Here is a 21,600-nt window from a genome sequence, read left to right on the forward strand (position 1 = left end):
GGCGGGGGCTCTTTCTTGCCCTCGGTTGAGGGAAGTCTCTACGCGAGGTCTGACATGCGCCTCGCAAGCTCTTCGTCGCGGCCCGCCGTGTGCTGGTAACGCATCGCGGCGGCGACGGTGGAGTGCCCAAGCCTGGTCTGCAACTCCTTCAGCGTCGCGCCCGCGAGCGCGGCTCTGGTGGCCCCGTAGTGTCGGAGCGCGTGCCAGGGCATGTCTGGGCGTCCCGCGGCGGTTCTCGCGGCATCCCAGTGCCGGTAGAACGCGGACTGTGCGAGGTGCGTGTGTCCGTCTGCGGCTGGGAACAGGAGCGACTCCGCGAACGGATTCACATGGTCGCGGATGTGAGCGTCGATCGTGGGGGAGACGTGAGGGGGGAGGACGATGGTCCGCACGCCCGCCTCGCTCTTTGTGGTGCCGACGATGAACCCTTGCCCGGTGACCTGGGTAACGGCCCGCGACACATTGACGACGTAGACGTCCCCGGTCTTCTCGAGATCGCGGCGGCGTAGCTCAGTGAGCTCCCCATACCGAACGCCCGCCCACGCGGCGAGAATGACGGCGGCGCGGAACCGCTCGGGAATCTTGTCCATGATCGCCTGCAACTCGGCAGCCGTGGGCGGTTCCACCTTCTTGCCTGTCGTCGCGGACGCACCGCCGCGGATCTGACACGGATTCACCTTCAGCCGCCCGTCGTCGACCGCTGTCGCCAACACGGCCTTGAGCAACTCGTATGCTCGTGCGGCTTGCGTCTTGGTGCCGGCGGCGATCAGGCCGGAGTACCAGGCCCGAACGGCTTCGGGTCCGATCGCGGTGAGCCGAAGCGGCCCAAAGTCTTTGAGAGGGCCAGCAATCAGGCGACGGTACTCAGCCGCTGTCCGGGGACGGAGGTGGTCGCCGTGTCGATTGGTCCGGGTCGCTACCCACTGCTCGGCGTACTCAGCAAACGTCGTCGCGCGACCCTTCCCAGCCCCAGCGGACGCCTGAGCGGTGTGCTGCGTCCATTGATCGTCTGCAATCTCGATCCGGCGACGGGCGAGCCACGCGCGGGCGTCCTCGATAGCGGTGAACGTCGATGGAGCCGTGTACCGCTCACCGTCAGGGCCGACGTAGGACGCCTGATAACGGCCCGAGGGGAGCTTGCGGATAGCACCGAACGACTCGCGTCGTTTCCGGTTCTTCGCAGGCACTACGCGTCCACCGTCGCATATGCCCACGGCTCCCAGCCGAGCGACCGCCACGCGCTGGGGTACAGCTCGACGTCGTGCACGCGGTCGTACCAGGTGGCGAACCTGCCGTGTCGGTGGGCGTGCACGATGACATCGCGGGTCTCGCCGGCCACGTTGCGGAGGGTGAGAGTGTCCATACTGGGAGCCCTTCGTGCAATACCGTGCAATATCTCATGTCCGGCCGTGTCCACTTGCGTCTTCCAGTGACCTTAACACGATGCCGAGACATCCGCACCATACTGCGGCGGAATGCCGTAAAGACGCGGCTCAACCCAGTTGCGTGTTTACAGATTCGATCCCAGTATCGCGCACCACGAAACCCCCGGAATTCCGGGGGTTTTCTCGTTCCTCCCTGTCGCGACCGGAACCTGACCGGCGGATGCCAGCGAAGATCCACAGAGACGACGACGGCCCCCACCCTTCATCGGATGGGGGCCGTCGAAGCGCTGGGGGTCAGGCCTCGCTCATCGCGAGCTTCTCCTTCTGGCCCTTTGCTGCGTAGTACGCGGCACGCGCTGCATCTCGGCGCGCCTGCTCGGCCTGGCCGGCCTCGCGAATCTCCTCCGAGACCGGGTAGTACTCGGTGGTGGGCTTGCCGTGGTACTTCTCGATGTAGGCGTCGAGCTCGGGGCCCGATGTCCACGAGGTGATGAGGCAGTAGCGCGGCTTGTCGCCCTGATGGTGGACGGCGTGCCAGAGGCGCTGCGTGTCGACGATCAGCTGCGCGCCAGCCGGAAGAGCAATGCGGTACTCGATGCTCGGGTCGGTGCGGTTCTCTCGCAGGACGAAGTAGCTGTCCTTGTCGTCAGTCAGATTGAAGAAGCCACGAACGACCCAGCCGGTACCGTCGGGGTTGAGGCGGTTGTTGTCGTCCTGGTGCAGGTTGTACAGGCAGTCGGCGTACGAATTCGGCTGCAGTTCGATGATGCGGCAACGTCCGACGTTCGCGCCCGGCTCCTTCGCCCGCGCAGTGAGAGTGGGAGCAAGTTCTGTCTGCGAGTCGATCCAGACGCCGTCCTTGTCGGTGCGGGGCGGCTGGTGATTCCAGAAGCCGTTGCACTCAATCTCGCCCTTGGCCGAGGCGAGGGGAGCGAATCGGGTGTCACCCGAGGACTTCCAGTCCACATACTCGATGTCGAGCCATTCCTTCGGATCGACGGGCTCGTTGTAACTGTCGAGGACGACAAAGCCAGTCTCGTCGAGAGCGGCGCTCTTGATGTAACCCATAGGGTCTGTGCCTTTCGGTCGGTGAGCCAGCGCGTTTTTACAGGCCCAACTTAGGTAACCCTACCTCCGGCCCTGCGCGGGAACCTGGGCATCCGCGCCGTGATTATTAGACTCGACGGGGTCATCCACGCAGCCGGAGGAGACACTCGATGATCACTGCGACAAACATCCGCGCTCACGCTGTGAACACGGTCGCGTGGCTGGCGTCGGCGCAGGCAACGATCGTCGTTCCGGTGTATCAGCGGCAATACCGGTGGGACATCGGGGGCTGCGAACAGCTGCTGAGCGACATCCGTGCCGTGGCCGATCGGGATGACGACCAGATGCACTTCATCGGGTCGATCCTCAGCGCCTCCGATTCGGCGGGCCGCGGCTCAGCCGAAAATACGGAGGAATGGGTGCTCATCGACGGGCAGCAACGCATCACGACACTGATGCTTCTGGTAGCCGCCCTGTTTCACACCATCCGTGACGAAGACGCGAAACTTGCTACCGAGCTGGAGCGGGTGCTCATCCACCATGCGACCGGTGACACCAAGCTCCGCCCACACCGTGAGTGGGCGGGTCCGTTTCGCGACGTGGTCGTCGGAGCTCCGGATGGAGCGCCTGCGCCCTCGCGGTTCGCGGACAACTACGCGTTCTTTCGTAGTCAAATCGCCGCCGATGATGTCGCCCGGGTGTGGCGCGGACTTCAGCGGCTGGAACACGTCGCCATATCGCTGGGCACCGGCGCCAATGCGCAGCAGATTTTCGAGAGCCTGAACTCGACGGGCGAGCCCCTGCGCGACCATGAACTGATTCACAACTACGTGCTCATGGGACTCTCGCACGCCGAGCAGCTGGTCATCGAGGACGACTACTGGGCTGCCATTGAGCGCAGCACCGGCGAGCACATCGCCTCGTTCTGGGCCCATTACCTCGTCATGGTCGGCGGACGCGAGGTTGCCGCAACCGCGTCGGGTCGCGGTGTTTACGACGTCTTCCGGGCTCTTTTCCCTCGACTCGACCCCGCGGCGCTTCGAACTCAGGCGGAGCAGTGGAGATCCTTCGCCCAGCTCTACGCGACGCTGCTTGACCCCATGGGTGAGCCGGATGCCGATATCCGGGTGCGTCTGCACTACCTTAATACGTTCGGCCGCGGGATGTACCCGTTGGTCATGTCGCTGTACGCGCGACACCGCAGCGGCGAGGTCCGACGTGACGATCTCCTCGACGTGCTCGACGACCTGCAGTCGCTCCTCTTGCGCCGCGATGTCGTCGGCGTGGGCTCGGAGCACCTCGTTGCCCGCCTCGTGCGCGCATCCCGAGACGGCATCGACTCGCTCGTCGCGGCAATCTCGCGCCTGATTCCGTCGGATGACCGTGTTCGCGTTGCGCTGAAGCACAGCCCCCTGCCGCATCCGGAGTATGTCCTGTCCCGGCTGGCCGACAACGATCCGGCGCAGGATGACCTCGTCGTCGACCACGTCTTCCCGCCCGCGCCGTCGGATGACTGGACCGGTGGCGATGGGCGACGGTGGAAGGACTACAGCGAGGACGAACAGAACAGTCATCGTGCCCTGGCCGCGACCCTGGGAAACCTCACGCTGCTGGAGGAGGCACTCGCGGCTCAGGTCTTCGACGCCGACTTCCCCGTTAAGCGCAATCTCTACGGGAAGAGCTCGATCACCCTGACGCGGCAGCTGGAGTCCATCGAAACGTGGGGGACCGGCGCGATCAGCGCTCGGTCCGCGGGACTCGCTCAGCAGCTGATGACCCTCTGGCGGCGCCGGGGGCCGCTCGTCATCGACGACGACGGCTTGACCCCCATCCTCGACGCGATCCCGCGGCGTGGCTGGCCACGTGGCTGGGAGCGCGAGTTCTCCTACGTGGAATACGTCGGTGAGCACTGGGAAGTTCCCGACATCAAGTACCTCTTCAATCGCATCTTCAAGCGACTGTGGGCAGATCGACGCGATGCCGTCATCGCGTACTGCTCCCGGCGAGGTGGGCCCGTCTACAACGATCGCGCATGGAACGGTGACTGGGACAGCTTGGATGCCGACCACCACCTGTACATGGGATGGGACTCGCGCTACATGATGGCTGCCGTGCAGGGAGTGCTCGCGGAGGCGGGACTCGCGCCCGAGGTGTTCGTCAAGTACTCGTACATCGGGCAGATCATGTGATCGCTCTGGTCCGACGCCCCCGATCGGCTCGGTAGCCTTGAGACTGACATCGCCCAGGAGTTCGCTGTGACACAACCGCTCGTCCCGTCTGACGTGGCCTATCCCGCCGACGGCTTCGCTCTCTTCCCCGACCGCTCTGTCGTGGCCCTACGGGTCAACGGCACCTTGCGGGATCTCGCGACGGTTGTGACCGCTGAGGACACGGTGGAGCCGGTGACGATCGACAGCCCCGACGGGCTCGACATCCTTCGCCACTCCACCGCGCATGTGCTCGCCCAGGCCGTGCAGCGGATTCGTCCGCAGGCGAACCTCGGGATCGGACCTCCGATCACCGACGGCTTCTACTACGACTTCGGCGTCGACGAGCCTTTCACGCCCGAAGACCTCAAAGCCATCAAGAAGGAGATGGAGCGCATTGTCCGCGAGGGTCAGCGCTTCACCCGTCGCGTTGTCACCGAAGACGAAGCGCGCGCAGAGCTTGCCGACGAGCCGTTCAAACTCGAGCTCATCGGCCTCAAGGGCGGCGGTGCGGATGCTGCCGAGGGCGCCTCGGTCGAGGTCGGCGGTGCGGAACTGACGATCTACGACAACGTGACCCGCGACGGCGAGACGGTCTGGAAGGACCTCTGCCGCGGCCCGCACGTGCCCGGCACACGAATGATCGGCAACGGCTGGGACCTGACCCGGATCGCCGGCGCCTACTGGCGGGGCAGCGAGAAGAACCCGCAGCTGCAGCGCATCTACGGCACCGCGTGGCCGACCAAGGACGAGCTTCGCGCCTACCAGCACCGACTCGAAGAAGCAGCAAAGCGCGACCATCGGAAGCTCGGCAAGGAACTCGATCTGTTCTCGTTCCCCGACGAAATCGGCTCGGGTCTCTCGGTGTGGCACCCCAAGGGTGGCATCGTGCGGGGTGAGATGGAGCAGCACGCGCGGCGCCGCCACGTCGAGGGCGGGTACACCTACGTGTACACGCCTCACATCTCCAAAGAGGACCTCTTCATCACCTCGAACCACCTCGTGACTTACCGGGACGGCATGTTCCCGCCGATCGTCATGGATGAGGAACGGGACGCCGACGGCCACGTCACCAAGAAGGGCCAGGACTACTACCTCAAGCCCATGAACTGCCCGATGCACATCCTGATCTACAAGGAACGTGCACGCAGCTACCGCGACCTACCGATGCGCTTGGCAGAGAACGGCACCGTCTACCGCAACGAGCTTTCCGGAGCCCTCCACGGACTCACGCGTGTGCGCGGATTCACGCAGGACGATTCACACCTGTTCGTGACTCCCGAACAGCTCGAAACCGAGGCGACACGCGTGCTCGAGTTCGTGATCTCAATGCTGCGTGATTTTGGGCTCGACGACTTCGAACTGGAGTTGTCGATGCGTGACGACGAGAAGTCGAAGTGGATCGGCAGCGACGAGTTCTGGGAGTATTCGACCAACGCCCTACGTAATGTCGCCGTGGCATCAGGTCTCAAGCTCACCGAGGTGCCGGGTGAAGCAGCGTTCTATGGGCCGAAGATCGACCTCAAGACAAAAGACGCGATCGGTCGTACCTGGCAACTCTCGACCGTTCAGGTCGACCCGAACCTGCCTGAGAGATTCGGGCTCGAGTACACGGGCCCTGACGGTGAGAAGCACCGCCCGATCATGATCCACCGCGCCCTCTTCGGTTCGATCGAGCGCTTCTTCGCGATCCTGCTCGAGCACTACGCAGGGGCGTTCCCGGTATGGCTCTCGCCGACGCAGGTCGTCGCCATCCCGGTCGCCGAAGAATACGGCGGCTACCTCGATGAGATCGTGGCGCGCCTGCGCGCGCGCGGGGTGCGGGCCGAGGTCGATCACTCCGATGACCGGATGCAGAAGAAGATCCGGACACACACGACGCAGAAGGTGCCGATCCAGCTGATCGCGGGGGAGCAGGACCGCTCCGCAGGGACAGTCTCGTTCCGCTTCCGCGACGGGACGCAGACCAATGGCATCCCCGTCGACGATGCGATCGAGCGCATCCTGACGGCGATCGCCGAGCGCACTCTCGTGGACACCGCTGAGGACCTGGCATGACGGATGCCGCGGCATCCGAGTCAGAGACCGTGCCCTCATCTGAGTTCGCGGGAGTGCCCGACGGCTTCCAGCGCCTCTGGACTCCGCACCGGATGGCGTATATCCAGGCCGGAGCCGACGCGATGCGCGCGGCGTGCCCGTTTTGCGCGGCACCGGGCAAGACGGATGCCGATGGACTCATCGTCCACCGCGGCAAGAGCGCATACGTTCTGCTGAATCTCTTTCCCTACAACTCCGGTCACCTGCTGGTGTGCCCGTACCGCCACACCGCAACGTACGATCAGGCGACGGCCGAGGAGACTCAGGAGATCGCCGAGCTTACGCAGACGGCGATGCGTGTGCTTCGCGCCGTTTCGCGGTGCGATGGTTTCAATATCGGGATGAACCAGGGGGCGGTGGCGGGCGCGGGTGTCGACGAGCACCTGCACCAGCACGTCGTCCCGCGATGGGCATCCGACGCGAACTTCTTTCCGATCATTGCGCGCACCAAGGCGCTGCCTCAGTTGTTGGGTGATGTGCGCGAGACGCTCGCAGCAGCCTGGCTGACCGACTGACTGAGAGGTCAGCGCACGCGCACAACCTCGAACTGCATCCGCGGGTGGGCGTAAGCCTCCTGCGATTCGATGAGCTGCAGTTCCCGCTCGCCCGAGTCGTAGGTGTTCTGCAACAGGTCGAACACGCTCGACACGGTCCGAGCCAGAGCGAGCGCTGCATCCCCTGTCGCGCCATAGTGGGCGGTGAACAGCGCGGCGGTCACGTCACCGGAGCCGTTCGCCTTCATCGGGATTCGCGGCGTCTGCACGATCCACGCGCCATCGTCGGTGACGGCGAGCATCTCGATCGTTCCCTCAGGAGCGTTCGGACGTTCGACACTGGTGACCAGGACCGTGCGCGGACCCATGTCGCGGGCGAGATCGACCGAGACCAGCGTGGACTCGAGATCTGCCGGTTCCGTTCCCGTCAGGATGCCCAACTCGAACTGGTTTGGGGTGATGATGTCGGCAGCCGGAACCACACGCTCGCGCAGCAGCACCGGGATCGCGGGTGCGACGAAGCACCCTGACTTTGCGTTGCCCATGACCGGATCACAGGCATAGACCGCAGCAGGATTGGCAGCTTTCACCCGCGCGACGGCATCAAGGATGACGTCGCCGATCCCTTCCGACCCCTGGTAGCCCGACAGCACCGCATCGATCTGCGGAAAGACGCCGCGTTCTTCGATACCAGTGAGTACCTCCGCAACGTCGGCGGGGGAGATCAGCGGTCCGCGCCACGCGCCGTACCCGGTGTGGTTGGAGAAGTTCACGGTGTACACCGGCAGGACCTCGACGCCGATGCGCTGCAGGGGGAACACCGCTGCAGAGTTGCCGACGTGGCCGTAGGCGACGGCGGACTGGATCGAGAGGATCTTCATGAGGGCTGGCCTGCTTTCGTGGAACGGGCCGCGTCGATAGCGGCTGACAGGTCGGATGCCAGGCGCGTCGCCTCGGCATCCGTGAGGTCGTGAACGGTCAGGCGCAGGTGCTGCGCGGCATCCTCCCCGGCAAGCACGAACTCTTCGCCTGAGCGCGCGAGCCACCCGCGCCGCATGAGGTACTCGCCGACCGCACGGGCAGGTACCCCCAGCGGCACCCAGAGGTTGAGACCGTCGGCCGCGTGCGCCGGAACACCGGCATCCTGCAGCAGCGCGGCAACTGCGGCGTTGCGTTCGGCGTAGTGCTCTCCCGCCCGCCGGATGTCGTCTCGCACGGCATCATCGGTGAGCAGCGCGTGAGCCAGGCGCTGCAGCAGATGGCTCACCCACGTTGTTCCGGGGCTCAGACGCAACGCGAGGCGCGCCGCCGTGTCGGGATCCGACGCGGCGACCGCCAGACACATGTCAGGACCCAGGAACTTCGACACGGATCGGACGAGAGCCCAGCGTTCGTGATCGGGTCCGACGATCGTGTGGAAGGGGCGCTCGGAGAGCAGCGAGAAGTGGTCGTCCTCCACGACGAGAACGTACGGATGCTCGGCCAACTCGGCACGCAGCGCCGCTGCCCGCCGGGCCGACAGGCTGGCGCCCGTGGGATTCTGCGCGCGCGGGGTACTCACGATGGCGCGCACCCCGGCATCCAGGGCCGCACGGAGCCCCGCGACTGTCATGCCCTCGTCGTCGACGGGAACCGGCACCGCCCGGTATCCACCCAACCGCAGGATGTTCATCGTCGACAAGAAGCACGGATCTTCGACCGCGACGGCATCGTCACGAGTGAGGGATTGGCCGAGCAGCCGTTCGATCGCGTCTGAGGCGCCGCCCGTGATCGTCAACTGCAGCTCGGGCTGATCGACCATCGCCTCGCGCATCCATTCGGTGGCCCACGACTCGAAGTCGCGGTCGATGACCGGCTCCCCGTACAGCACGGGTCGGCCGATGACGCGGGCGAGTACCCGAGCAGGATCAGGGATCAGTGCGGCATCCGGGTTGCCGGTGCCGAGGTCCCGCAGCACGGTTCCGGAAGAGAACCCTTCTTGCGGCATCCGGGGCGATCCGGCGATGAGCGTGCCGCCCCGGCCCCGCGTCACGACGGTGCCCGCCTGCGCGAGGTGCCGATAGGCGGCAACGACGGTATTGCGATTCACGCCGAGACGCTCGGCAAGGGCACGGACCGGGGGGAGAGCATCTCCGGGAGTGAGCATGCCCCGTTCGACAAGGCCTCGAACGCTCTCGGCGATGTCGGTCGCCGTGGAGCCGGCGATAGCCGGTTGAGCATCGAGAGCAGTCATCTCGAAGAGTCTAAGCGGTGGGACATGCTAGGTTTTGGCATAGGTCAAGACGAAAGGGTCCTCGTGTCCGCATCCACCACCGGTTCGTCTCGCGTCAAGCGGGGTCTCGCCGAAATGCTCAAGGGCGGCGTCATCATGGACGTCGTCACGCCCGACCAGGCGAAGATCGCCGAGGATGCTGGCGCTGTCGCGGTGATGGCGCTCGAGCGGGTGCCCGCCGACATCCGCGCCCAGGGTGGTGTCTCGCGCATGAGCGACCCCGACATGATCGACGGCATCATCGAGGCGGTCTCGATCCCGGTCATGGCCAAGGCCCGCATCGGCCACTTCGTCGAGGCTCAGGTACTGCAGGAACTCGGCGTGGACTACATCGACGAGTCCGAAGTCCTCTCGCCCGCCGACTACGTCAACCACATCGACAAGTGGGGTTTCACGGTGCCGTTCGTCTGCGGCGCCACGAACCTCGGTGAGGCCCTGCGACGCATCAACGAGGGCGCCGCGATGATCCGCTCGAAGGGCGAGGCCGGCACCGGTGACGTTTCCGAGGCGATGAAGCACATCCGCAAGATCAAGGGCGAGATCGCGGCGCTCGGAGCTCTCTCCAAGGACGAGCTGTACGTCGCTGCCAAGGATCTTCAGGCCCCGTACGAGCTCGTCGCCGAGATCGCCGAGACCGGAACACTGCCGGTCGTGCTCTTCGTCGCGGGGGGTGTTGCAACGCCAGCGGATGCCGCCATGATGATGCAGCTCGGCGCCGATGGAGTCTTCGTCGGATCGGGCATCTTCAAGTCCGGGAACCCGGCGCAGCGCGCGGCGGCGATCGTGAAGGCGACAACCTTCTACGACGACGCGAAGGTCATTGCCGATGTGTCGCGCGGCCTCGGTGAGGCGATGGTCGGCATCAACGTCGCTGACCTTCCGGCACCGCATCGACTGGCCGAGCGGGGCTGGTGAGCACGACCCGTCCGCACGTCGGTGTTCTCGCCCTCCAGGGGGACGTGCGCGAGCACGTGGCCGTGCTGCGGTCCCTGGAGGTCGAAGTCTCGCTCGTGCGTCGCCCCGAGGAACTCGCCGCGGTCGACGGGCTCGTCATCCCCGGCGGGGAGTCCAGCGTGATCGACAAGCTCTCGCGGGCGTTCGGGATGCGCGAGCCCATCATGGCCGCTCGCGAGGCCGGAATGCCGATGTACGGCACGTGTGCTGGCCTCATCCTGTTGGCCGATTCCATCGTTGATGGAATCGAGGGCCAGCAGACATTCGGAGGCCTTGACGTGGTCGTTCGCCGCAACGCGTTCGGGAGCCAGGTGGACTCGTTCGAAACCGATCTCGTCGTCCCGGCTTTCGACGATCAGAGCGTCCACGCTGTCTTCATCCGCGCGCCGCTGGTCGAGCAGGTGGGGGAGCGCGCCGAGGTGGTGGCATCCCTCGACGATGGCCGGGTGGTCGCCGTCCGTCAAGGTGCGCTGCTCGGAACCTCGTTCCACCCTGAGGTGACCGGTGAGACCCGCTTCCACGAGCTGTTCCTGCAAGCCGTGCGCGCGGCAGCCTGACGATTCCCGCGTCGCGCGGCCGATAGAATCGAGCGCATGTCCGGCCACTCCAAGTGGGCGACGACCAAGCACAAGAAGGCCGTCATTGACGCGCGTCGTGCGAAGTCGTTCGCCAAACTCATCAAGAACATCGAAGTCGCAGCCAAGCTCGGCGGTGCCGATCTCTCGGGTAACCCGACGCTGTACGACGCAGTACAGAAGGCGAAGAAGACGTCGGTTCCCAACGACAACATCGATCGCGCGATCAAGCGCGGCGCGGGAATCTCCGGCGACTCGGTCGAGTATCTGACGATCCTCTACGAAGGCTACGGACCCAACGGCGTCGCGCTCATGATCGAGTGTTTGACCGACAACAAGAACCGCGCTGCCGCGGAGGTGCGCACCGCGCTCTCGCGCAACGGGGGAACGCTGGCTGACCCCGGGTCGGTCGCCTACAACTTCCACCGCAAGGGTGTCATCGTCGTCTCCGGCGAGGGCACCACAGAAGACGACGTCATGCTGGCAGCTCTCGAGGCTGGCGCCGAGGAGATCGAGCCGCACGCGCAGGGGTTCGAAGTCATCACCGAGGCATCCGACCTCGTCGCGGTGCGCTCGGCACTGCAGGAGGCGGGGCTGGATTACGAATCGGCGGATGTCGAGTTCGTCCCCTCTCTCAAGGTCGAGGTCGACGCCGATACTGCGCGCAAGGTCTTCCGCCTCATCGATGCTCTCGAAGACAGCGACGACGTCCAGAACGTCTACAGCAACTTCGACCTGAGCGCCGAGGTGCAGGCCGAACTCGAGAACGACGAATAGGGCGCGCCTTCTGGGCACCGCCGCTCGTCGCGCCTAGCGTTGCCGAGTGGCGACTGTTCGTGTGCTCGGAATCGACCCCGGTCTCACCCGCTGCGGCGTGGGTGTCGTGGATGTCGCTGCCGACCGCTCGGCCGTCCTCGTGCATGTCGGCGTGATCAGGACGGATGCCGACCTCGCCATCGAGCGCCGTCTCGCGGGCATCGCGTCCGGCATCCGAGAGATCCTCGATCTGCATCGGCCGGATGTCGTGGCAGTCGAGCGGGTGTTCGCCCAGCAGAACCGGAGCACGGTCATGGGTACCGCTCAGGCCAGCGGCATTGCGCTGATGCTTGCGGGCGAGCGGGGTCTTCCAGCGGCTACGCACACGCCAACCGAGGTCAAGGCCGCGATCACCGGCTACGGCAGCGCTGATAAACGCCAAGTCCAGACGATGGTGGCGCGCATCCTGAGGCTTGATGTCCTCCCGCAACCTGCAGACGCCGCCGACGCCCTGGCGCTCGCTCTCTGCCACGCGTGGCGGGGTGCTCCGCGGGCGGGGGCGGCAACTGGTGGCTCGTTGACCAAGGCCCAGCAGGCCTGGCGGGATGCTGAACGGCGCACTCGGGTCTGAGCGTGTCGCTCGAACAAATGTCCGATCCGCCGCATAGCCTGCTCTGAGGCGCGGGCTGCGCCGAACGGAAGGAGCACGATGATTTCGTCTGTGCGGGGCATCGTCGGCTACGCCGATCTGGACTCGGTAGTGGTCGAGGTCGGGGGAGTAGGACTCACCGTCGCCGTGACGCCCGATGTCGCCCGCTCGGCGCACGTGGGCGAGCCGCTGTTTCTGCACACGTCGTTGATCGTGCGGGAAGACGCCTTGAGTCTCGTTGGCTTCGAGACCCGCGACGAGTTGACGACGTTCCTCCTGCTCGTCGGAGTCACCGGCGTGGGCCCCAAGTCCGCACTGGGCGTGCTCAGCGCCATGTCCGTCGACCAGATCGCCACCGCCGTCGCTGCCGAAGACGACGCGCCGTTCCGGCGGGTATCGGGGATCGGCCCGAAGACAGCCAAGCTGATCGTGCTGCACTTGACAGGGAAGGTCATCGCCCCCGCCGTAGCCTCGCGCGCGGCATCCGTCACCGATAATCGGGCCGATGCAGTAACCGCAGCGTTGACCGGACTGGGATGGCCCGAACGCCACGCCGCCGAGGTGGCAGCCACTGTTCTGGAGGATGCCGCGGCAGAGGCATCCGTGCAGGACCTGCTGCGTCGAGCACTGGCTGAACTCGGCCCGGCGCGAAAGGAGCCCCTGCGTGGATGATCTGACCGACCCCACACCCTCGAAGGATGAGTCAGAGCTCGCGATCGAGGGGGCGCTCCGGCCGGCATCCCTCGCGGAGTTCGTTGGGCAGACGAAAGTGCGGGGACAACTCCAGCTCCTCCTCGACGCAGCCCGCCTCCAGGAGCGCCCCGCCGAACACATTCTGCTGGCCGGACCGCCGGGCCTGGGTAAGACGACGCTGGCCATGATCGTTGCCCACGAGAGCGCGCGACCGCTTCGAATGTCGAGTGGACCGGCGATCCAGCACGCCGGCGATCTCGCGGCGCTGCTCTCAAGCCTGACTCCCGGTGAAGTGCTCTTTATCGATGAGATCCACCGCATGGCGCGCTCTGCCGAAGAGATGCTCTACCTCGCGATGGAGGATTTCCGGATCGACATCATGGTCGGCAAGGGAGCCGGCGCGACGAGCATCCCGCTCGATCTTGCCCCGTTCACGCTCGTAGGCGCGACCACGCGCGCGGGCCTGCTCCCGAACCCGTTGCGCGATCGGTTCGGTTTCACCGCACACCTCGAGTATTACGAGCCCGAGGAGCTCGAACGCGTCCTTGAGCGCTCGGCACGGATGCTTGATGTTCCGCTGCCAGCAGAATCCCGTGCCGAGATCGCCCGGCGATCGCGCGGGACCCCGCGCATCGCCAACCGCCTGCTGCGACGAGTCCGCGACTACGTCGTGGTCCACGGGGGGAGCGCCACCGCGGCATCCGTCGATGCAGCCCTGGACCTCTACGACGTCGATGCGATCGGGCTCGACCGACTTGATCGGGCCGTCCTGGAGGCCCTCGTACGCCGATTCCACGGCGGGCCGGTCGGACTCAACACGCTCGCAGTGACGGTCGGCGAAGAAGCAGACACCATCGAGTCCGTCATCGAGCCCTACCTCGTGCGGATCGGATTCATGGGGCGTACGCCGCGCGGGCGCGTGGCAACTCCCGACGCCTACGCGCACCTCGGCGTGCGTCATGCCGATCAGACGCTGAGATTCGATGACCTATAATTCCTGGAGGCTTTGACCCCCACGCGGCCCGACGTCTGCGCGGCCGCACCCGAAAGGCGCCCCTCTTCATGAACTTCCAGGATTTCTTCCTCAACTACGGTCTGCTCATCCTGCTGGGCGCCCTCCTGGTGTTCATGTTCTGGAACTCCAGTCGCCGCATGAAGAAGCAGCGCGAGGAGCAGGCACAGAAGGCTCGCCAGACCGTTCCCGGCGCCGAAGTGCTGCTGCAGGGCGGCCTCTACGGCACGATCGTGGAGTTCGACCCCGACAATCTCGACCAGCCCGCAGTGGTCGAGATCGCACCCGGCGTCGACATCAAGGTTCACAGCCAGGCCATTCTGCGGGTCATCACTCCCGCTGACGAGGTCGAGGACGAAACCGATGACGGGTTCGATGACATCGTCGACAACTATCACGAGACCCACGACGGCGAGTCGTCGGATGCGGTGAGACCCGACGCGGAGCCGGCAGCCGAAACCGACGCCGACGGGCGTGACGGCGACGCCAAGCCCAACGCCTGATCTTCTCGAAAGCATCCCGTGGCCGCATCCACTCCTGTTCGCCGTGCCTGGCGGGCCCTCACCGGCCTGCTGACGATCACGGCGGTACTGTTCGGCATCAACGCCCTCGGCGTCTACGTCTTCAACGCGAGTTCGTGGACCCCCGAGCTCGCTCTCGACCTTCAGGGTGGCACCCAGATCATCCTCGAAGCGCAGACTGCAGACGGGACGAATCCGTCGGCCGAGCAGATGAATCAGGCCGTAACGATCATCCGGCAGCGTGTCGACGCATCCGGTGTCGGCGAAGCCGACGTCACCACAGAAGGTGGCAAGAACATCGTCGTCCAGATCCCTGGTCAGGCTGACGAAGAGACACGGCAACGCATTGAGGCCTCAGCGCAGTTGCAGCTGCGCGCTGTCCTTTACTCCGGATCGCCCGCGACGAGCTTCGTCGGCGACGATGGCCAGTCCACGCCGTACCCCACGCCGGATCCGACGCTCGAATCCACGCCCACGGTGGAGCCCACCAACGGCAGCGACCCCGCGTGGATCACTCCTGCGCTCCAGGCCGAGTTCCTCGCATATAACTGTGCTGATCCGGCCAATGACCCCGCAAACGCGCCGACCGACGAGCCGCTCATCACCTGTGATGCCAACGGGACGGTCAAGTACATCCTCGGGCCGGTAGAGCTCGACGGCTCGTCGATTGTGGATGCGACAAGCGGCCTTGAGCAGACCTCTGGACAGTGGGTCGTGAACCTCCGTTTCGACGAAGCGGGAACCGACACGTTCGGTCAGATCAGCCAGAGACTGTACGGTGCAACGCCGCCACTCAACCAGTTCGCGTTCGTCCTCGACGGTTATGTGCTCACTGCGCCGTCGATGAACGGCGTCATCCTTGACGGTCAGCCGAGCATCAGCGGCACCTTCACCCAGGAGACCGCGAAGGTTCTGGCTGACCAGCTCAAATACGGCGCGCTGCCGCTGAGTTTCGCCGTCGTGAGCTCCGACACGATTTCGGCAACCCTCGGGTCGCAGCAACTGCAGATCGGTCTGATCGCCGGTCTCATCGGCCTTGCCCTGGTCGCCGTCTATTCGCTGATCGTCTATCGCGCACTCGGGTTCGTGATCATCGCATCGCTGGTCGTGATGGCAGTTCTCACCTACGTGATGCTGCTGATCCTCGGCTGGCGCATGGGCTTCCGGCTCTCGCTCGCGGGTGTCGCAGGTCTGATCGTGTCGATCGGGTTCACCGCTGACTCGTTCATCGTCTACTTCGAACGCATTCGAGACGAACTGCGCGACGGCAAGTCGATCACGGGCGCCGTCGAAGATGGGTGGTCGCGAGCCAAGCGCACGATCTACATCTCGAAATCGATCAACATCCTTGCCGCGGTCGTGCTCTACATCCTCGCTGACGCGACGGTGAAGGGCTTTGCGTTCACCCTCGGGCTCACTACCGCGATCGACGTCCTCATCTTCATCCTGTTCACCCACCCGGTGATGCAGCTGTTGTCTCGAACGCGACTCTTCTCGTCCGGCCACCCGTTGTCTGGCCTCGATCCCGACGCGCTCGGCGCGGTCTACCGGGGCCGCGCGCAGTTCCGCGCGCCGGTGGTAACGCCCAAGACGGCAGCCGAGAAGCGGGCGTCCCGATCGCGGGGCGAAGCCGCGCGTCGCCAGACGATCGCCGAGCGTAAGCTCGCCGAATCCCGCACATCCGGGTCTACCCAGACCACCGAGGGAGAGGACACCCCCTGATGCGCTCCCTCAACCAGCTCGGAAACGACCTGTACAGCGGGAAGACCTCCTTCCCGTTCGTCGGGAAGCGCCGCCTATGGTTCATCATCGCGGCCGTCCTCGTGATCGGCTCAGCGCTCGTGCCCTTCATCCGGCCCATTCAGTTCTCGATCGAGTTCACCGGTGGATCGCAGTTCACCGTTTCGGGAGTCACCGACCCCGATCAGTTGATCGCGACCCAAGCGGTGCAGTCCGTCGTGCCCGGCGCGACGACCAAGGTCGCAACCGTCGGAGCTGAGACCGTTCGTGTCCAAACGGACCAGATGACGGATGCCGAGACGCGCGATGTCGCGGCAGCGCTTGCCGAGGCTTACAGCGTCGACGCAAGCGAGGTGACCACCTCGTTCATCGGCCCCAGCTGGGGTCAGGATGTCACGCGCCAGTCGCTGTGGGGTCTTGCGATCTTCCTCGCGCTGACCTTCATCATCCTTGCGCTCTACTTCCGCACCTGGAAGATGTCTGCGGCAGCGATCATCGGCCTCGTCGACGTGCTGGTGATCACGGTGGGGGTGTACGCACTCTTCGGCTTCGAGATCTCGCCCGCGGCAGTCATCGGATTCCTCACGATCCTCGCGTACTCGCTGTACGACACGACAGTCGTTTTCGACAAGGTCCGCGAGAACACCTCCGAAGACGGCGAGATATCTGGTCGCACCTTCGGCGAGTCGGTCAACCTGGCTGTCAATCAGACACTGGTGCGCTCGATCAACACCACGGTCGTGGCGATCCTGCCGGTCGGCGCGATCCTCTTCATCGGTGCGTTCTGGCTCGGCGCTGAAACGCTGACCGATATCTCGCTGTCGATCTTCGTCGGGATCATCGTGGCTGCCTATTCGACACTGTTCGTCGCGGCACCGCTGTTCTCGCTGTTCCGCGAGGGCGAGGCACCGATCCGCCAGCGCGATCAGCGCGTACTCGCTGCCCGCGAACAGGCGGTTGCTTCGGCCTGATCGCCTCAACCGCGGCGTAGGATATGGGCTCCAGTGAAGGGAGGGCTATCGGGTGACCGAGACCGTCCCGCCCGCCCAGAGCGTACCCGCGGGCTCGTCGTCGCTGCTGCGGCTCGTTCCGCGCATCTTCTCGCGAGCCGCGCGCCGCGATGACGTCGAGAAGCTCCTGCGCACCGTGCGCACGCACCATCCCAAGGGTGACCTGGCGATCATCGAGCGCGCGTACGCCATCGCGGACCGCGCCCATGCGGGCCAGAAGCGTCAAAGCGGCGAGCCGTACATCACGCATCCCTTGGCGGTAGCCCAGATCCTCGCTGATCTGGGACTCGGGCCCAAGGCGGTGGCCGCCGCTCTCCTGCACGACACCGTGGAAGACACTGGCTATTCGCTGGACGCCCTCACCGCCGAGTTCGGTGACGAGGTGGCCATGCTCGTCGACGGTGTGACCAAGCTCGACAAGGTCAAGTACGGCGAGAGCGCGCAAGCCGAGACCGTACGCAAGATGATCGTTGCGATGTCGCGCGACATCCGTGTTCTGCTCATCAAACTCGCTGACCGGTTGCACAACGCCCGAACCTGGGGCTTCGTCCCGCCCGAGAAGGCCCGGAAGAAGGCGACGGAGACCCTCGAGATCTACGCGCCGCTCGCGCATCGCCTCGGTATTCAGACGATCAAGTCGGAGCTGGAAGACCTCTCGTTCGCGGTTCTGCACCCGAAGCTCTACGCCGAGATCGAGAGCCTGGTGAAGCAGCGCACGCCGCAGCGTGAGAAGTACCTGCAGAACGTCATCGACGCTGTCGACTCCGATCTACGTGAACTCCGCATCCGAGGGCGCGTGCTCGGCCGCCCCAAGCAGCTGTACTCCGTGTACCAGAAGATGGTGGTGAGGGGTCGTGAGTTCGACGACATCTACGACCTCATCGGCATCCGAATTCTTGTGGCATCCGTTCGGGACTGTTACGCCGTGCTGGGTGCCATTCACGCCCGGTGGACCCCGCTCCCAGGGCGTTTCAAGGACTACATCGCGACGCCGAAGTTCAACCTGTATCAGTCGCTGCACACGACGGTGATCGGCCCGGAGGGGCGCACCGTCGAAATCCAGATCCGTACCCATGAGATGCACCAGCAGGCCGAGTACGGTGTGGCGGCGCACTGGAAGTACAAGGAACGGATGGCCGGCGGGAAGATCGACGACAAGGCCGTCGACGCGGATCTTGCCTGGCTCGCGCGGATATCGGACTGGCAGGCAGAAACCGCGGACCCGGGGGAGTTCCTCGACTCACTGCGGTTCGAGATCGGGGCGAAAGAGGTCTATGTCTTCACGCCCAAGGGTCGTGTGATTGGGCTTCCAGCAGGGGCCACCCCGGTGGACTTCGCGTACGCCGTGCACACCGAAGTCGGTCACCGCACCATGGGCGCGAAGGTCAACGGGCGGCTCGTACCTCTCGAATCAGAGCTCAAGAGCGGCGACGTCGTCGAGGTGTTCACGTCGAAGAACCCGGATGCCGGACCCAGTCAAGACTGGTTGAGCTTCGTCAAGAGCACCAGGGCCCGCAGCAAGATCCGCGGGTGGTTCACGAAGGAGCGGCGCGAAGAGGCGATCGAACAGGGCAAGGAGTCGATCGCGCGCGCGATGCGACGCCAGAACCTGCCGCTCCAGCGACTCATGAATCAGGACACCCTGAGCGAGGTCGCCCACGGTTTGCGCTACGAAGACGTCTCCGCGCTCTACGCAGCTGTCGGCGAAGGCCATGTCTCGACCCAATCCGTCATCGAGAAGGTGACGGCGCTGGTCAGCGCCTCCAACGACACCGCAACGGGCCCAATCGACCTCCCGCACGTGGGGCGCTCGCGACAACCGCGAGCAGGAGACTCGGGTGTCCTCGTGCGCGGCGCGCCCGACATCCTGGTCAAGCTCGCCAAGTGCTGTACTCCGGTTCCCGGCGACGAGATCCTCGGCTTTGTGACGCGGGGGAGCGGCGTCTCGGTCCACCGCGCAGACTGCACGAACGTGGCCTCGCTGCGCTCAGACCCCGAGCGTCTCATCGAGGTCGAGTGGGCACCGACGACCAAGAGCGTGTTCCTCGTGCAGATTCAGGTCGAAGCTCTCGACCGGTCGGGTCTGCTCAGTGACGTGACCCGTGTGCTCAGCGAGCACCATCTGAACATCCTGTCAGCGTCGGTGTCCACGACGAACGACCGCCTTGCCCTGAGCCGCTTCGTCTTCGAGATGGGTGACATCGTGCACCTGGACCGCGTCCTTAACGCTGTTCGCCGCATCGACGCCGTCTACGACGTCTACCGCGTGACGTCCTCGTAAGTTTCCCGGGCCCGCAGGATCTCGAGAGCCCGCACTTTGTGTGGGACCGTGCCGGCGTTCTCCAACCAGCGGATCCCCGCCCGGAGGGTCTCAGGATCTCGCGCGAAGCCGTCGAGGGCTGCTCCGTGGTCGGTGTCGCCGACGCGGGCAAGGTCTGCAGCCGTGCGTGCCGGCGTCGTGACGAGCACCCCGCCGATGCGGCAGAGGTCGGCCTCGGGGAGGTAGCTGTCGCGGTAGTGGAGCCGGCGATGGATGACCCCGTGGATGCGGTGCGGCACCGCTCGCTGCACGGTATGCCGAGCCGGCGGGTCGCCGATGGCACCGTACACCCAAGCTGCCGAGAGGTGTGTCGCCGCCATGAGGTCGCGAAGCAAGCGTCCGAGAGATGCAGCTCGCGCGCTCGGTGTTTCCACGGTGTCGGCAGGCATATACGCGGCGTCCACCTCGATGAGGTGACCGTCGAGCCGCGCGGCCGACAGTTCAGCGAGCGAGAGACGCTCGTCAACGAAGTACAGGAACGGCGAGGTCATCCCCGCAGTCTGCCCGGGGCAGACTCGGTCGGTGGTGCGCTCTTCTCAGTCTGTGGAGAAGTCCCGGTCAGCCCTCGAGGGCGCGGAGCCATGCCCGCCGGGCGTCGAGCGCCTCGCTCGCCTTCTTCATCGCGCGCTGATCCTTGCGGGCGGTGGCGTCGGCAAGCTCAGCCTCGAGTTTCTCGATCGCGTCGTAGAGCTGGCGCGTCATGTCGTTCGCGCGCGCCGTCGTCTCAGGGTTGTTGCGGGTCCACTCGGCATCCTCACGTGCGCGAACCGAAACCTCGATCTTGCGCAGTTCATCGTCGAGAGCGCGTTCCTGCTCGCGGGGGAAGACCCGACCGATGTCATCCCACGATCGCTGAATGGCGGTGAGAGCGCTGCGTGCGGCGGCAAGATCCGCCATGTCGAGAATGGGACGAGCTCGCTCGAGGAGCTCGCGCTTCGCGTCGATCTTCTCCTTCGAGGCCTCGACCTCCGCGGCTTCGCGGCCCGCCCGTGCCGAGTAGAGCGCGTCGCCTGCAGCCTTGAACCGTGCCCAGAGGGCGTCATCGACCTTCTTGCCGGCGCGGCCCGCAGCCTTCCACTCGTTCAGGAGGTCACGATAGGCGCCGATGCCGTCTTCGCCGCGCGGCGCCAGTGCCTCCGCGCGCTCAACCAGCCGGTTCTTGCGCTCGCGTACCGCCTTGTGAGCCTCATCGAGCTCGGCATAGAACTCTCGGCGGTGCTTGTCGACGGTTGCCCGCGCATCCCGGAATCTCTTCCACAGCGATTGCGAGATCGACTTGGGAAGGTGAGGACCGTTCTGCTGGTGCGACTGCCACTGGTCGAACAGGGAGCTCATCTCCGCCGAGGCGGTCTTCCACTGCACGGTCTTCGGGTCCCGCGCGGCGATCGCCTCGGCCTGTTCGACGAGCTGCGTGCGCTCGGCGATCGCGGCATCCACCGCCTCGCGCGCCTGGGCAGCCTCGGCAGCGCTCGCTTCGGTCAGCGACGCAGTGAGAGCATCGACGCGGGCGCTCAGCGCTGCGAGGTCACCGACGGCCGATGCTCCCGAAATCTTCCCGCTCAGGGTTGCGGCTGTCGCGCGCAGATCCGCGGCGCTGGCGCCGCCACGGCGGTGGCGAACTTCCAGCAGCGTGACCTCCGATGCGAGATCGGCGAACTTCCGCTCGTAGTAGGCCAGGGCCTCCTCGGCGGTACCGTCGGGGTACTGGCCAACGACGCGCCACTGGTCGCCTTCGCGCACCGAGACCGTGCCGTCGTCATCGACGCGGCCCCAGGGCTGATCGACTGGGGTGGAGGACGAAGTTGTGTCTGACACGGAAGGCACCTCAATGCGGCGAAGCCGCCTGCGGGGGGATGGACGCTTAAGCC

The 21,600-nt window shown here is 65.5% G+C and carries 20 protein-coding genes; 13 read left to right on the top strand and 7 right to left on the bottom strand.

The window, feature by feature from the left end; genetic code table 11:
- Positions 1–38: 38 nt before the first annotated feature.
- The 3 genes from AADH62_RS08185 to AADH62_RS08195 form a co-directional block, all read right to left on the bottom strand.
- Positions 39–1,187, bottom strand: coding sequence for a site-specific integrase (locus AADH62_RS08185; RefSeq protein WP_341579008.1), 1,149 nt, complete (start codon positions 1,185–1,187; stop codon positions 39–41).
- Positions 1,187–1,363, bottom strand: a complete 177-nt coding sequence (locus AADH62_RS08190) for a hypothetical protein (protein WP_341579009.1) — start codon at positions 1,361–1,363, stop codon at positions 1,187–1,189. The genes AADH62_RS08185 and AADH62_RS08190 overlap by 1 nt, the downstream gene beginning before the upstream one ends.
- Positions 1,364–1,679: 316 nt before the next feature.
- A complete protein-coding gene (locus tag AADH62_RS08195) occupies positions 1,680–2,453 on the bottom strand; it encodes a hypothetical protein (RefSeq protein WP_300594764.1) in 774 nt (257 codons plus the stop codon).
- Between the two features lie 149 nt (positions 2,454–2,602).
- Here AADH62_RS08195 and AADH62_RS08200 point away from each other — a divergent pair, with 149 nt between their 5' ends.
- The 3 genes from AADH62_RS08200 (at position 2,603) to AADH62_RS08210 (ending at position 7,251) form a co-directional block, all read left to right on the top strand.
- Entirely contained in the window at positions 2,603–4,621 is a 2,019-nt protein-coding gene (locus AADH62_RS08200) for a DUF262 domain-containing HNH endonuclease family protein (RefSeq protein ID WP_341579010.1), read from the top strand.
- 66 nt (positions 4,622–4,687) lie between these two features.
- Complete coding sequence (gene thrS / locus AADH62_RS08205) at positions 4,688–6,697, top strand: threonine--tRNA ligase (RefSeq protein ID WP_341579011.1); 2,010 nt, start codon at positions 4,688–4,690, stop codon at positions 6,695–6,697.
- Positions 6,694–7,251: an HIT domain-containing protein gene (locus AADH62_RS08210; protein ID WP_341579012.1), complete on the top strand. Its 558-nt coding sequence runs from the start codon at positions 6,694–6,696 to the stop codon at positions 7,249–7,251. Before thrS ends, AADH62_RS08210 begins: the two co-directional genes overlap by 4 nt.
- 8 nt (positions 7,252–7,259) lie before the next feature.
- Here AADH62_RS08210 and pdxY read toward each other — a convergent pair whose 3' ends face one another.
- Positions 7,260–8,111, bottom strand: coding sequence for a pyridoxal kinase PdxY (gene pdxY / locus AADH62_RS08215; RefSeq protein ID WP_341579013.1), 852 nt, complete (start codon positions 8,109–8,111; stop codon positions 7,260–7,262).
- Positions 8,108–9,463 carry an aminotransferase class I/II-fold pyridoxal phosphate-dependent enzyme gene (locus tag AADH62_RS08220; RefSeq protein WP_341579014.1) on the bottom strand — a complete coding sequence of 452 codons (1,356 nt, stop codon included), beginning with the start codon at positions 9,461–9,463 and terminating at the stop codon, positions 8,108–8,110. The genes pdxY and AADH62_RS08220 overlap by 4 nt, the downstream gene beginning before the upstream one ends.
- 24 nt (positions 9,464–9,487) lie before the next feature.
- Between AADH62_RS08220 and pdxS the strand changes: the two genes are divergently transcribed.
- From pdxS to AADH62_RS08270, 10 genes are all read left to right on the top strand, one after another.
- Complete coding sequence (gene pdxS, locus AADH62_RS08225; protein WP_425355658.1) at positions 9,488–10,417, top strand: pyridoxal 5'-phosphate synthase lyase subunit PdxS; 930 nt, start codon at positions 9,488–9,490, stop codon at positions 10,415–10,417.
- A complete protein-coding gene (gene pdxT / locus AADH62_RS08230; protein WP_341579178.1) occupies positions 10,411–11,013 on the top strand; it encodes a pyridoxal 5'-phosphate synthase glutaminase subunit PdxT in 603 nt (200 codons plus the stop codon). Before pdxS ends, pdxT begins: the two co-directional genes overlap by 7 nt.
- A 36-nt stretch (positions 11,014–11,049) precedes the next feature.
- Positions 11,050–11,808 carry a YebC/PmpR family DNA-binding transcriptional regulator gene (locus AADH62_RS08235; protein WP_341579015.1) on the top strand — a complete coding sequence of 253 codons (759 nt, stop codon included), beginning with the start codon at positions 11,050–11,052 and terminating at the stop codon, positions 11,806–11,808.
- 46 nt (positions 11,809–11,854) lie between these two features.
- Positions 11,855–12,418, top strand: a complete 564-nt coding sequence (gene ruvC / locus AADH62_RS08240) for a crossover junction endodeoxyribonuclease RuvC (RefSeq protein WP_341579016.1) — start codon at positions 11,855–11,857, stop codon at positions 12,416–12,418.
- Positions 12,419–12,496: 78 nt separating this feature from the next.
- Positions 12,497–13,108: a Holliday junction branch migration protein RuvA gene (ruvA, locus tag AADH62_RS08245; RefSeq protein WP_341579017.1), complete on the top strand. Its 612-nt coding sequence runs from the start codon at positions 12,497–12,499 to the stop codon at positions 13,106–13,108.
- A complete protein-coding gene (gene ruvB, locus AADH62_RS08250; protein ID WP_341579018.1) occupies positions 13,101–14,123 on the top strand; it encodes a Holliday junction branch migration DNA helicase RuvB in 1,023 nt (340 codons plus the stop codon). The genes ruvA and ruvB overlap by 8 nt, the downstream gene beginning before the upstream one ends.
- A 68-nt stretch (positions 14,124–14,191) precedes the next feature.
- Positions 14,192–14,644: a preprotein translocase subunit YajC gene (locus AADH62_RS08255; protein ID WP_341579019.1), complete on the top strand. Its 453-nt coding sequence runs from the start codon at positions 14,192–14,194 to the stop codon at positions 14,642–14,644.
- Between the two features lie 18 nt (positions 14,645–14,662).
- Positions 14,663–16,384, top strand: a complete 1,722-nt coding sequence (secD, locus tag AADH62_RS08260) for a protein translocase subunit SecD (protein ID WP_341579020.1) — start codon at positions 14,663–14,665, stop codon at positions 16,382–16,384.
- On the top strand, positions 16,384–17,373 hold the full coding sequence (secF, locus tag AADH62_RS08265; protein WP_341579021.1) for a protein translocase subunit SecF: 990 nt from the start codon (positions 16,384–16,386) through the stop codon (positions 17,371–17,373). The genes secD and secF overlap by 1 nt, the downstream gene beginning before the upstream one ends.
- Before the next feature lie 52 nt (positions 17,374–17,425).
- The gene (locus tag AADH62_RS08270) at positions 17,426–19,693 is read left to right on the top strand and encodes a bifunctional (p)ppGpp synthetase/guanosine-3',5'-bis(diphosphate) 3'-pyrophosphohydrolase (protein WP_341579022.1); all 2,268 of its coding nucleotides are present in this window, start codon (positions 17,426–17,428) and stop codon (positions 19,691–19,693) included.
- Here AADH62_RS08270 and AADH62_RS08275 read toward each other — a convergent pair.
- Entirely contained in the window at positions 19,672–20,223 is a 552-nt protein-coding gene (locus AADH62_RS08275; protein WP_292711151.1) for a hypothetical protein, read from the bottom strand. The genes AADH62_RS08270 and AADH62_RS08275 overlap by 22 nt on opposite strands.
- 67 nt (positions 20,224–20,290) lie before the next feature.
- Positions 20,291–21,547 (bottom strand): DUF349 domain-containing protein, encoded by a 1,257-nt coding sequence (locus AADH62_RS08280; RefSeq protein ID WP_341579023.1) that lies wholly within the window; start codon positions 21,545–21,547, stop codon positions 20,291–20,293.
- Positions 21,548–21,600: the final 53 nt, after the last annotated feature.

The organism is Microbacterium schleiferi (assembly GCF_038150145.1).
In the GTDB taxonomy this organism is placed as follows: domain Bacteria; phylum Actinomycetota; class Actinomycetes; order Actinomycetales; family Microbacteriaceae; genus Microbacterium; species Microbacterium schleiferi_B.